General features: G+C 60.9%; 10 protein-coding genes. 4 read left to right on the top strand and 6 right to left on the bottom strand.

Annotated features, from left to right (window positions below):
• Positions 1 to 63: 63 nt before the first annotated feature.
• Entirely contained in the window at positions 64 to 762 is a 699-nt protein-coding gene (locus GRX76_RS02080) for a pirin family protein (RefSeq protein WP_160151781.1), read from the top strand.
• A 2-nt stretch (positions 763 to 764) separates the two neighbouring features.
• Positions 765 to 1,505, top strand: a complete 741-nt coding sequence (locus tag GRX76_RS02075; RefSeq protein ID WP_160151780.1) for a sulfite exporter TauE/SafE family protein — start codon at positions 765 to 767, stop codon at positions 1,503 to 1,505.
• Positions 1,506 to 1,531: 26 nt separating this feature from the next.
• On the opposite strand, the gene GRX76_RS02070 is transcribed toward GRX76_RS02075, so the two are convergent.
• Genes GRX76_RS02070 through GRX76_RS02060 form a run of 3 tightly spaced genes read right to left on the bottom strand, consistent with a single transcriptional unit; the run spans position 1,532 to position 6,480 of the window.
• A complete protein-coding gene (locus tag GRX76_RS02070) occupies positions 1,532 to 2,311 on the bottom strand; it encodes a CLCA_X family protein (protein ID WP_160151779.1) in 780 nt (259 codons plus the stop codon).
• A 12-nt stretch (positions 2,312 to 2,323) separates the two neighbouring features.
• Positions 2,324 to 4,777, bottom strand: coding sequence for an ATP-dependent DNA helicase (locus GRX76_RS02065; protein ID WP_236250513.1), 2,454 nt, complete (start codon positions 4,775 to 4,777; stop codon positions 2,324 to 2,326).
• 38 nt (positions 4,778 to 4,815) lie between these two features.
• Entirely contained in the window at positions 4,816 to 6,480 is a 1,665-nt protein-coding gene (locus tag GRX76_RS02060) for a VRR-NUC domain-containing protein (RefSeq protein WP_201276886.1), read from the bottom strand.
• 203 nt (positions 6,481 to 6,683) lie between these two features.
• On the opposite strand from GRX76_RS02060, the gene GRX76_RS02055 reads away from it, so the two are divergent.
• Together GRX76_RS02055 and GRX76_RS02050 are read left to right on the top strand one after the other, a co-directional pair.
• Positions 6,684 to 8,426 (top strand): VWA domain-containing protein, encoded by a 1,743-nt coding sequence (locus GRX76_RS02055; protein WP_160151776.1) that lies wholly within the window; start codon positions 6,684 to 6,686, stop codon positions 8,424 to 8,426.
• A 70-nt stretch (positions 8,427 to 8,496) separates the two neighbouring features.
• Entirely contained in the window at positions 8,497 to 9,525 is a 1,029-nt protein-coding gene (locus GRX76_RS02050) for a zinc-binding dehydrogenase (RefSeq protein WP_160151775.1), read from the top strand.
• On the opposite strand, the gene GRX76_RS02045 is transcribed toward GRX76_RS02050, so the two are convergent.
• From GRX76_RS02045 to mtgA, 3 genes are all read right to left on the bottom strand, one after another.
• Positions 9,522 to 10,910 carry a C13 family peptidase gene (locus GRX76_RS02045; RefSeq protein WP_160151774.1) on the bottom strand — a complete coding sequence of 463 codons (1,389 nt, stop codon included), beginning with the start codon at positions 10,908 to 10,910 and terminating at the stop codon, positions 9,522 to 9,524. The two genes, GRX76_RS02050 and GRX76_RS02045, sit on opposite strands and share 4 nt — an antisense overlap.
• 77 nt (positions 10,911 to 10,987) lie before the next feature.
• Positions 10,988 to 11,614 carry a CAP domain-containing protein gene (locus tag GRX76_RS02040; RefSeq protein ID WP_160151773.1) on the bottom strand — a complete coding sequence of 209 codons (627 nt, stop codon included), beginning with the start codon at positions 11,612 to 11,614 and terminating at the stop codon, positions 10,988 to 10,990.
• A 246-nt stretch (positions 11,615 to 11,860) separates the two neighbouring features.
• A complete protein-coding gene (gene mtgA / locus GRX76_RS02035; RefSeq protein WP_201276885.1) occupies positions 11,861 to 12,565 on the bottom strand; it encodes a monofunctional biosynthetic peptidoglycan transglycosylase in 705 nt (234 codons plus the stop codon).
• Between the last annotated feature and the right edge of the window lie 4 nt (positions 12,566 to 12,569).

Here is a 12,569-nt window from a genome sequence, read left to right as displayed (position 1 = left end):
GATTTTTTCACCTGAACAGCTCTCCTATAGTGGTTTCATCCAATCCACAGTGAGGGCGGCAAGATGCTATACCTACGGCGTGCCGACGAACGCGGCAAAGCAAACTTCGGCTGGCTCGATTCCCGCCACAGCTTTTCCTTTGGCAGTTACTACGACCCGAAGCACATGGGCATTTCCGTCCTGCGGGTCATCAATGACGATACGGTCGCACCGGGTGCGGGGTTCGATACCCACGGCCATCGGGATATGGAAATTATTTCCTATGTGCTCGAGGGCGCGATCGAGCACAAGGACAGCATGGGCAACCGCTTTGTGGTGCCTGCGGGTGAGGTACAGCGTATGACCGCGGGTACCGGTGTCACCCATTCGGAGTTCAACCACTCCCAGAGCGAAGCGCTGAAATTCCTGCAGATCTGGATTATTCCCAACCAGCGGGATCTGGCCCCGGGCTATGAACAGAAGGCGATTGTGCAAAGCGGGTCGCTGACGCCGCTGGTGACCCCGGATGGCAAAGACGGGTCGCTCACCGTGCACCAGAACGCCAGCATCCACCGCCTGCAATTGAAGGCCGGGGAAACCCTGAGCCTGAACCCGGAGAGGGGCGTCGGTTATCTGCACCTGATCGAGGGCGGCGTTGCCGTAAACGATGGCCAGCTCAGCGCGGGTGATGGCCTGGGCGTGATGGAAGAATCACTGGGTCTGACCGCGGCAGAGAGTGGTGTCACCGCGCTCTGGTTCGACCTGCCGCGGGGCGCTGAATAAGTATGGAAGTGATCAGCAGCAGCCCCCTGTTCTGGGGGCTTGCTGTACTGGGCGTGGTCCTCACCGGCATCTCCAAGTCGGGCTTTGCCGGTGGCGCGGGGGTGGTTGCGGTGCCGCTGCTGGCGCTGGTACTGCCGGTGGAAACCGCGGTGGCGCTGATGCTGCCGGTCCTGCTGATTATGGATGTGCGCACCATCGCGTATTACTGGCGGCACCGGGATGCACTGGAGTTGAAAAAACTGCTGCCCGCGGCGGTGCTGGGTATCGCCATCGGCGGCTGGCTGCTGGCCTGGGTATCGCCCTTCGCACTGACCCTGTCGCTGGGGCTGCTGAGCCTGCTGTTCGCCTTCTGGCAAAGGCTGGCACCGCTGGCCGCGCGGCTGCCCGGTAGCGCCTGGCTGTGGGGTACCACCTCTGGCGTGACCAGTACCCTGATTCATGCCGGCGGCCCGCCGCTCAATATGTACCTGATCGGGCGCGGCCTGCCCAAACTGTCGTGGCTGGCCACGGCAGGAGTGGTGTTCGGGGTGATGAACCTGATCAAGCTGGTGCCCTACACCCTGGCGGGTTTGTGGAGCCGGGAATTACTGCTAACCGCGCTGGTGCTGTCACCCGTGGCCTACCTGGGTGTCTACCTCGGCTATCGCCTGCAGCACTATCTGGATGAAAAGACCTTTCTGCTCACCTGTCGCTGGCTGCTGGCTTTTTCCGGTGTGGCCCTGCTGATCAAGGCGCTGGCGTAGTCCGGGGAACCGTTGCCTGCTTATTCTCACCCTGGCTGCGCGTGCAGCGCGCGCCCCAATAACAAGAAATACTCGCGGAAAGCCGCGTTGATCCGAGTCCGGTGTTCGCCACCGGGATAGAGCCCCAGCTTTGCCTCCTCCGTGGCCTTGGTGCCGGCCACCAGAAAATTGTTGGAGATGCTGGAGTCCTGTACAAACGCCTCGAAGGCGCGCGCGCACATTTCCGCGGGGTCGGCGTAGTAGATACAGCCATTGGCCTTGTCCGCGGCTTTGGACGCGCGAAACATGTCGCTGGGGTTATCGCCGCTTTCGTCCAGCATTATTGCGCGGAAGCAGGCAAACAGGCGGTCGTTAATGGGGTGGGGCACCGGGGTGGCATCGCGCAGCCAGGCTTTAGACGCGAACATGTTGCCCGACACATCGCTGAAGGCCTTGTCGGCGAGATAGTGGTCCAGGGCGTGAAACCATTCGTGGGCGATGGCGCCGGGGCCGGCGTTCTTGGCCAGGGCGAAGGTACGCGAGCCCGGCTCGTAATGGGCGGAAATGCCCGGGCGGCCGCCGGTGCCGTACTGGAAGGCGAGGGTGCCGCGCAGGGAGACCAGCAGCTCCGGCCCCTGCAGTATCGCCATCAGGTCGGCCAATGCATCGTAAAACAGGCCCGCCGCGCGCGCTTTTTCTGCTTCGGTCACCCAACGTCCGATCGCAATGGAACGGAAATCGAAGCGCTTGCGCACATCATTGAAGGTGATGTCCTGCTTGGAGCGCTGATGCGGGCTGCGGCGGTAGAATTCGCGATTTAATACCATGGCTGCTGTCGATTATCTGTGCCAGAAGCGGTCGAGGGCGGTGGAGAGGGTGTCGCCATTGTCGCAGGTCTGGGAATGCCAGTGCTGTGGATAAAGCGCGCGATAAAACGGATCGGCAAAGCGGTAGTCTGCCAGAATCACCACGCCCCGGTCTGTCTCGGTGCGGATCACGCGCCCGGCAGTTTGCAGCACCCGGGTCAGGCCCGGGTAGCGGTAGGCAATATCGAAGCCGTTCTCGCCCCGCCTGTCCCAGGCCGCGCGCAGCAGCTCCTGCTCCTCGTTGACCTGTGGCAGACCCACACCCACCACAATGGTGCCCACCAGCTGTTCCCCCACGTAATCCACCCCTTCGCCGAAGATGCCGCCCATAATCGCAAACCCCAGGCTGCGGCGGCCATCCTGAAAGTGCTGCAGAAAAGCACTGCGCTGCTGGTCGCTACTGCCGGACGTCTGCTGCACCAGCGGAATCTCCGGAAACAGCGTGGCAAAGCGCTCGGCCACCTGCTGCAAAAAACGGTAGGAGGGAAAGAACACCAGGTAATTACCCGGCCGGCTGTGGAAAGTCCGCGCGATCATGTCCACCAGTGCGTCGCTGGCCTGATCGCGCGCGCGGTAGCGGGTGTCCACAAATGGGCACAGAAACAGCCCCAGTTGCCCGGCATCAAATGGAGAGGGCAGCGACAGGTAGGGGGAGTCCGCCTGCAGCCCCAGTTGTTGGTAGGTATAACCTGGCGGGCGCAGGGTGGCGGAAAAGGCGATGACCCCGTGGAACTGTTTATAGGCCTGTTGCAGGTAATCGGCGGCATTCAGGCACAGCAGTTCAACTTCCTGTTCCCGCCAGGGGCTTTCGGGATTAGCCGACTTTTGCACGCGGGTGATACAGCGGTGCTGTTCCGCCGCCAGCTGTTCCACCGTCTGGTAGCGAAACACGGCCTTGAGCCAGTCGGCGATGGCCTCCGGTGGTGACTGCGACTGTTCCCATAACTGGCTGACTACCAGCAGTAATTTTTGTATTGCGACACTCACCGCCTGGGGCGCACCGTCGTCGAGGGAAGTTATCCACAGCCCGGATTTTTCCTCTTTGCGCGCTTGCGCGGCTCCCAGTCCAGAATCCTGTCCTGACTCCTGCAGATCAACCACCCATCGGTCCAGCGCGCGTACCAGTGACTGGATGGCGCGCTGCAAAGTGGGATGAGAGCCTTTACAGGCGGCTGCGGCACGGCGGCTGTCACTGCGGGTGAGCTTTGCACTGAACATGCCGCGTGCGCGGTCGCTGAGGTTGTGCGCCTCATCGATCAGCAGTGCGCGCTGCCGGTGCGTGTCCCGCAGGCTTTGCATCTGCACCAGCGGGTCGAAGACGTAGTTGAAGTCACACACCACCAGGTCCGTCCAGGGCAGCATCTGCAGTGACAGCTCGAACGGACAAAGCTGCAGGCGGTCCGCCACTTCGGCAATGACTTCCGGTGTCAGCAGTGGGCGGCCGAGCAGGGACAGGCGCGCTTCCGGCAGGCGGTCGAAGAAGCCGCGGGTGCGCGGGCAGATGCCCTCGTCGTCGCGACTGCAAAGCCCCAGGCTGCAGGCACAGGTTTTGTCGCGGGCCTGTAATTCCAGTATCGAAAGTGTCAGCCCCTGAGTGTGTAAACGGGCGGCAGTTTCCCGCACCACCTGGCGGCCGGAATTCTTCGCGGTGAGATACACCAGCTGGTCGAGGGGTGTTTCTCCCAGCGCCTTGATGGCCGGGAACAGGGTGCTTACGGTTTTACCGATACCGGTGGGGGCCTCGGCCACCAGCTCACCGCCATCGCGCAGGCAACGGTAAGCCGCCACCGCCAGGGTGCGCTGCCCTGTACGGTATTCAGCAAAGGGAAATTTCAGCGTGCGTGCAGAAGTGCGTACAAGCTGGCGATGGTTCTGCCAGCGCCGGTGCCATTGCAGGTACTTGGCGAGTGCACCCCTGGCAAAGCTTTCCAGCTCGCGCCAGCGGAATTCCCGGGACTCGGGGTAGGTCTTTTTTTCCTTGAGGTTATGCCACAGCATTTGCAGCGCAACGCAATCATCACCGTCGAATTGCTGCTGCAGTCCGTAACAGAAGCCGTAGACCTTCAGCTGCGCCCAGTGCAGGTCGCGGGCGGACTCCGCCAGTTTCTGTGGCGGCACGTAGGTGGTTTTTATTTCATCCAGCTGCACCGGGCGGTGCAGGTCCGGCTGGGGGTGCAGGATATCCACCCGGCCATTGAGCACCACCGTCTGGCCATCCTGCACAAGTTCTACCTGCAGACGGTATTCCGCTTCGCTGCCCTTGGGGCGTTTTTTCTGCAGTCGCTGGTGCGCGCGGATACCTTCCAGTGCCGTTGGCCCACCGGAAACCTCTCCCACCAGGTCGCCGCTGCGACAGGCAAAGGCCACCAGCTCACCCACAGAGACTTCCAGCACGGGCTGATCCCCCGCTGTTTCAATCTCGCTCACGGCTGCTTTTACACCGCTTAAGGCTGTTTTTACACCGCTCAAGGCTGCCATTCCACATGCAGCACCCGGTGGGGGATCTGGTGTTGGGCGAAGTAGGCCAGCCAACGCTGCTGGTTCTGCTGTAGGCGGTCACCGGGACCTTTCACCTCTACCAGCTCGTAGCCACCCTCCGCCGGGAACAGAATCAGATCGGGGAGGCCGTTGCGGTGGTGGGTGACATCGCTCAGCAGGCGCCGGAACAGCGCCCGCCAGTGATCCGGCGGGATGCGTTCCAGGGCTTGGGTCAGCAGAGGTTCCGACAGGGCGTCCCAGGCCACCAGCGGGTTGGCGATACCCTGCTTTTCGCGGAAGTGCCGCCATATGTGCTTGTGGAACTGGCCGCTGTCCAGCTCTGCCAGGCGCTGTTCGAAGGCGGCGCGGCGCTGTGGATAAAAATCGGCGGTGCGGAAATCGCTTGGCGCCACCTGAAACGGATTGAAGAAAGCCCCGGCTACCGGTGCAAATACGATGTCCCATACGGCGAGGCCGAGCACGCCGTTAAACAGGGTGTTTTCCACGTAAAAGCACTGGTCGTGAGAACCGGGCGGTGCAAGGTGGTTGGCCGCGAGTATTTCCACCCGCTCCTGGGCAGGTGCGAGCACCGCGGTTTCCGTCACCGCTTGGTGTCGTTTCGGTGCCGGCCAGGTTTCGGCGTCATCGGTCTTCTTCGCCGTGCGATGGCCGAAACTCAGGGCAAACTCGCTTTCAGCTTCATTGTGCGGGTTGGCGAGAATTTCTGAACATAGTGCCAGTGCGCTCGCGGTATCACCGCTGGTCACCGCGATCCGCGCGCGGCGTTCGCGCGCCGGCGGGCGGTTGCAGTGGCGGTACAGCTGGTCCGCGGCAGGCAATGCTTCCAGTCGCTCCAGCTGCCGCGCCAGGGTCAGGCGCAACCGATCCAGGCGCCGGTCCAGTGTGCTGTCGCCTTCGAACCCTGAGGGCAGCCGTGAGGCCAGCGCATGGATGGCGTCTGCATCGGCGGCCAGCGCGAAATCGGCCTCCACTGCGCAGTCGTAGTAGTGCAGGTGCTGTTCGATCTGCGCGCGACTCCGGAATGGCAGCTGTTCTCGCTCCAGCGGGTAGTTTTCATAGCGGAACAGGCCCAGGTCCCGCAGGACATAGTCCGTCAGGTCCTGGTTCAGGTTGCCGAAAAACAGCAATTTGAAGGTTTGGAAGTGCTCCGCCGCCTGTACCGCCAGCCACGGACCCTCGTTTTCGAGCGCGCGTAGCAGTAGTGCGCCATCCTGTTCGAGCAGCGCCTGCTCCAGGGCGGGGCGTTTCAGGGATTTCGGCAGCGGTGCCGGGCTGTGAGCGAGAAGCTCGCTCTTGGTGAACAGCGGCAGAAGCTCTTCTATCGGCAGGGACGGGTTGCGCTGCAACAGGCCGGCCGCAACCAGCGCGTCTGCAGCGGCAGGGAGATCACCGATTTCGGCATAGCCGAGTTTGCCCTGTCGGAACAGGGCGCCGGCAGAAGACGGCACACCCTTGCGTGACAGCAGGCGCACATACAGCCGCTGGCTGTCGGTCGCCAGTGCACAAAACTGGTTGTGGAAGCGCCGCTCGCCGTCCGATAACAGGTTTTCATAGCGCGCTATCACAAAGTCCAGTAGTGACTGGAAGTTGCTGAGGTAGTAATCCGGTGCCAGTTCGACGGGATCGGCCATGGGGAGGTACAAGTGCCTGGGGGTGTAATCCTGTGGGCACGTAGCGTGCGCCCGATGCTGTATGGTTATACAGGAAGGGCTGTGCGCAAACAAACCCGTGCGCGACCGCCGGGCCATGGAAACTGGCAAATACCGATCGGTGCTGTAAAACTCTTATCAGTGTCGAAAACAATAATGTATAGATAACGTATAGAAGGACCTATATGACTCGCTTCCCGATCCTACCTACTTTGCTGTGCGGCGCACTGGCGATGGTGCTGTCCGGCTGCTCCTCCTCCGATCCTGAAGAATCCTCCAGCGACGACAGCGCGACGCAATCGAAGGAATACACCATTCACGAGATTCAGGTCGAACCGGCGACCAGCGCCGATATCCTGCCGATGGAGCTGCTCCAGCGCCCGCAGCCGAGCGCCGAGCTCAAGAAGCGGAGCCCTGAAACCCGCGGGCTGGCGGCGTTTGCCGTGCAGCAACCGCAGCAACTCCAGCAACCGCAGCAAGAAAAATACCAGGAGCTGGAACCCCGCCAGGTAAAACTGGTGCGTGATGACCCGGTCTCCACCTTTGCTCTCGATGTAGACACTGGCGGTTACAGTAATGTGCGTCGTTTCCTCAACAACGGACAGCTGCCGCCGAAGGATGCGGTGCGTCTCGAAGAGCTGATCAATTACTTCAACTACGACTTTGCCGGCAGCGCTACCACTTCTGCGAGTGACGACGATTTTGCCGTGCACTTCGACCTGTCGCGTGCCCCCTGGGATGCGGAGCGCACGCTGTTTTCCATCGGCGTGAAGGCGCGGGAACTACCGATGGACGAGGTACCGCCGGTAAACCTGGTGTTCCTGATTGACACCTCCGGTTCCATGTCGCAGGCGAACAAACTGCCGCTGTTACAACAGGCCTACCGTCTGCTCGCCAAGCAGCTGCGCGCCGAGGATTCCGTGAGCATCGTCACCTATGCCGGCAGTGCCGGGCTGGTGCTGGAGCCCACCGCCGGTGACCAGAAAACCAAGATCCTGCAGGCGATCGACCGGCTTCAGGCCGGTGGCTCCACCAACGGCGCCGGCGGCATAGAGCTGGCTTATGCGGTCGCGCAGCAGGCGTTCAAGAAAGAAGGCGTCAACCGAATCTTGCTGGCCACCGATGGCGATTTCAATGTGGGCATCAGCGATGTGGAAACCCTCAAGCAGCGCATCGAGCGCGGGCGCAAAAGCGGTGTGCAGTTCAGCGCACTGGGTTTCGGTATGGGCAACTACCGCGAGGAAATCGTCGAGCAGCTGACCAATGTGGGCGACGGCAGCTACGCCTATATCGATACCATCTTCGAGGCCAATCGTGTGCTGGTGGAACAGCTCTCAGGAACACTGTTTACCATCGCCAAAGATGCCAAAGTGCAGGTGGAGTTCAATCCCGCGCGCGTCGTGGAATATCGCCTGCTCGGCTATGAGAACCGCCGCCTCAATCGCGAGGACTTTAACAACGATGCCAAAGACTCTGGCGATATCGGTGCGGGCCACTCGGTGGTAGCGCTGTATGAGCTGACCCTGGTTGGTGATACCCCGCGGGTCGATCCGCTGCGTTACGGTGATGACAAAGACGGTGAGAATGTGACGACGGCAAAAAGCAACGAACTGGCGATGGTAAAAGTGCGTTACAAGAAACCGGGAGAAGCAGACAGCACACTCAAACAGTGGCCCCTGTCACCCCGGGTAAAATCGTTTGAAAATACCCAGCAGGACCTGCAGTTCGCCACCGCGGTGGCGGGCTTCGGACTACTGCTGCGCAGCGAACCCCTGAGTGATTTCGATTACGAGGATGTAGTGGCGCTGGCGCAACTCGCGCGCGGCAAAGACGTCAGCGGTGACCGGGCGGAATTCGTGCGCCTGGTAAAAACTGCCGGCGCGTTGGCCAGTGCCCAGGCCACTCCGGTAGCCGTGCAGCCGGATTAATCCGGGCTGGCCCAGCCCGCGGGCTAGCGGTAGGCTGCATCTCTTTATCGCTTCGAGAGAGATGCAGTCGATGCCCGAAACCCGTCACGTCTGGCGCACGCAAAAGGCGGGCGCCATCAGTAACCTGAAGCTGGTGCAAGAACCACTTCCGTCTCTGGCCTCAGATCATATCCGCGTCGCAGTGCAATCTGTCGGCCTGAATTTCGCTGATATCTTCGCGCTCACCGGGCTTTATTCTGCAACACCCGCAGGCAGTTTTATTCCCGGGCTGGAGTTTGCCGGTGTGGTTACCGCGCTGGGTGAAAACGCGCAAACGGATTTGCAGGTGGGAGACCGGATCTACGGCTGTACCCGCTTCGGCGGCTACGCCACGGTGGTGGATGTGCCGCCGCAACACTGCCGTAAAATTCCCGTGCACTGGAGTTTTGCTGAGGGCGCCGCGTTTCCAGCACAGAGTCTCACCGCCTACTACGCCCTCGCCACCCTCGCGGCGGTAAAGCCAGGGCAGGTGGTACTAATCCAGAGCGCCGCCGGTGGTGTGGGGCTGCAGGCCATGCGCATGGCCGCGCAGATGGGTGCTATCCCGATCGGTACAGTGAGTTCTGAAAGCAAGCGCGCCTTTCTCGCCGGGCAGGGTTTTGCCGAGGTCATTGTGCGCGGTGACAACTTCGACGAGCAACTGCATGCGCAACTGAACGGTCGACCGCTACACGCGGTACTCGATGGCATCGGTGGGCAAATCCAGAAGCAGTCTTTCGCCGCCCTCGCGCCCACCGGTCGTCTGGTGGTTTTCGGCGCTGCGGAATTTACCCCGGGTGACAGACCCAACTGGCTGAAAGCAGCCTGGTTGTACCTGAAGCGCCCGCGCTACGATGTGATGGATATGATCAGCAGCAACAAATCGGTGTTGGCATTCAATCTGATCTGGCTGTGGCAGGAGCAGGCGCTGTTCGAGGAGTTATTAAACGGTTGCGCCGGCTTGGCGTTGACGGCACCCCATGTTGGTCATGAGTTTCCATTTGCGCAGGCCCATGACGCGCTGGCGCTGCTGCGCAGCGGACAATCCGTCGGCAAGGTGGTGCTTAATGTTGCGCCCTAATGCTGCGTCTGATGTTGCGAATTGGTCGGTGTCTGCCACCAGGCCAGAAACGCATCGCCAATGGCTGCCTGCGGCAGTGAATGGGCGCTATCCTCAATGCCCTGGTCCTTTTCCATTTCGGTAACCCGGCGGTTCGCGGCCGCAAACCAGGCTGCGGGGTCATCAACACCCACACCCAGCGCCTCGCCATACAGCGCGGCGCTGAACCAGGTACGCTCGGAATCGTTGCTGCAACCAAACGAAGTGCGATCTTTTGCCGCCGAGGTGAATACCGTACGTGCGGGATTTGCCAGCGCCTGCTGCCAGTGTCCCGAATAACAGGCAGAGACAATCACCCACTGGTGTTGTGCCTTGAGTGCGTCGAGCCATTGTTTACCATCCGCCACGGAAAGGTCGTTTAGCGGTAGACCCACATCCGCAAGATACAGGCTGCCATTGGCGTCGCCGTGGCTGACAAAGTGCACCAGCAGAAGATCCTCTTCCGCGTCCATCAACGTATCCAGCGCCTGCAGGCTTTTCCGGACACTGGTGCGGGTAGCGAGCGGCAGGGTGTCGCTGCCATTGCTCAGGCGTATCTGGCGCCGCTCCATATCCAGCGTCGTACCCAGTCTCTCCGCGACCCAGTTGACCTCTCTCTCGAACACGCCCTGGGTGCCGTCGCCGCCCACAATCAGTGTGTACACATCACGCACACCAGGTCGCTGCGGCGCAAGTTGCGAGAGCGCCGACTGCAAGCGTTCGCCTTCGCTGTACAGGCGGGACTCCAGGGCGCTCTGTGATTCCGTCTCGCCTCGCTGCCAGGCGGCTTCGCTCGCGTAGTACTGATCGTTGACGAAGAAACCGGGATCTTCCCGCAGCTCGCCGTCAGCTGTGGTAAAGGAGCGGATGCCTTCACCATTTGCCTGGCCATTTTCGAAGTGGGCACGGATGGTGACGCCTTCGACGTAGGTGAGTGCCCCCTCGCCGTGCGGTTGGTAATCCTGCAACTCCCCCGTGTAGCGACCGAATCCCTCCCAGATGATGGTTCCTCTTGCCAGGTTGCCCTGCTGGAAATCACCTTCCCAGGAAGTTTCGTCACAGGCGTAACGGCCATTGCCATGGAAGTCACCCTTGGCAAATTCACCCTCGTAAACACAGCCATCGGCGTAAGTGAATTTGCCGTGTCCGCCCAGCATGCCGTGTTGAAAACCGCCCAGGTAGTGGCGGCCATCGGGCCAATGCAATTCCCCTTCGCCGTGGAACAGCCCATCCTGAAACTCCCCGCGGTAAACCGAACCATCCGGCAGCGCGGTATCCCCGCCAAATTGGGCGGCCTTGCAGGCGGCCAGCAACAGCGCAAGTGCGGGGAGGGCGATACCAGCAGCAATACTAAGTGGGCGCTTCATTGGAGGGGTCCGGCTTTTGTCGTTGTACCGAGTGTTGTCCCAGCGAGATTATCAAATTATGACTGGTGCGGCCGGGGCTATTTTTTGATGCGGTAGGGCACCACACCCTGGATATTGCCGCCGGGTGCGTAGTTACAGGTGACGATGGTTTTATAGCGGCCTTTGTCACAGCGGTATACACCGCAGCCCACCGCGCGGGATACCTTCTTGCCGTTTTCAATGGTGTCGATGGTATTCCAGATCAACTGGCTGTAATGCCCGGTCTTCATCACCTTGAACGGCTGGTAGCGATAATCCTGCGCTTCCGCGGCCCAGGCAGCCACCGCCTGGTTCAGCGCATCGGTATTGGAGAGCTGGGCGCTGTGGAAAAAAAGGTTTTCCCCAACCCAGGGGTGGGCGGGGTTGCCGCCGTTGGCGAGGAAGTGCGCGCGGCGCTGGCTATTGTGTCCGCGGCGCGCATTGCACTGGGCCGCCGACCAGTTGTAGGCGGTGCGCGCCAGTGCCGGATCGTGAACCAGCATGGCCACCGGCGGATTTGGTGTGGGGCTGTTGGGGAGACGACCGGCGTTCAGGTCTTTGCGCACCTGATTGTGCAGTTCAAGAGCGAGGCAGTCAGCGGCCTGTCCGCAATCCGCGGTGGCGAGAGCCGCGGGACTCGCAAGCGCAATCAACAGCGAAAAAAAAGTAACAGCGGGTTGAGTCACACATTTCCCCGGTGGACAGACGGCGATACAGACAGCTCCATTCTATTGCCGGATATCGGTGATTCCATATCGACGTGACGAAATGTATCCGCGGTACCAAAGCCAACCTGAATATGACGCAATTTCGACCGCTCCGAACCGGCAGGCGGGGTTGCTTGGCTGCGGCAGGATATCCAGTAGATATTCACAGGTCTGTCCCGAGAAGCTGTGGGCAAATAAGGTGTGGATAACTGTTGCCCACAGAAGTTACAGGGACTTCAAATAACCGGTGCCGCCCAGCTGTCGTATTTGACGATTGATTGTCGATGCCCGGCTCTGTACATACGCCGAGGGCCGTCCGGCGGACATGCGCTTGGGGCTCGGTAGAACCGCGGCCAGCAGCCCCGATTGCCAGCGGCTCAAATGCTGCGCCGACGAGCCAAAGTGGTGACGTGCGGCAGCCTCGGCACCGTAAACGCCCTCGCCAAACTCGGCGATATTCAAATAGACCTCCAGAATCCGCTCTTTCGACCAAAGCGTTTCCATCAACAGGGTAAACCAGGCTTCCAACCCCTTGCGCAGATAACTGCGTCCGTTCCACAAAAACAGGTTTTTTGCGGTCTGCTGGGTAATGGTGCTGGCACCGCGTGTGCGTTTGCGGTTTTCTGTGAGGGCTTTTTGCAGGGAGTCAAGATCGAAGCCGTAATGGTGTGGGAACTTCTGGTCTTCCGCAGCGATGACGGCCATCTGCAAGTTTGGCGAGATCTTATTGATTGGCTGCCAGCTATGTCGGGCAATCTGGCCACTGTCCTGTTGCCAGTGCTGCATAACCATGGAAGAGGGAGGATCGATCCAGCGCAGGGCGAGCACCAGCAGCACCGACAGGGTTACCGCTGCCGCCGCGAGCAGTAGCGTGTACCTGGCGATTCGCTTGCAGTGGCGGGCCATCGTGCGTGTGGTGGGGTGAATCATTGGC

The organism is Microbulbifer sp. ALW1, from assembly GCF_009903625.1.
Lineage (GTDB): Bacteria > Pseudomonadota > Gammaproteobacteria > Pseudomonadales > Cellvibrionaceae > Microbulbifer.
The sequence above is the reverse complement of the archived record's forward strand: the minus strand, read 5'-3'. Positions and strand labels throughout refer to the sequence as shown.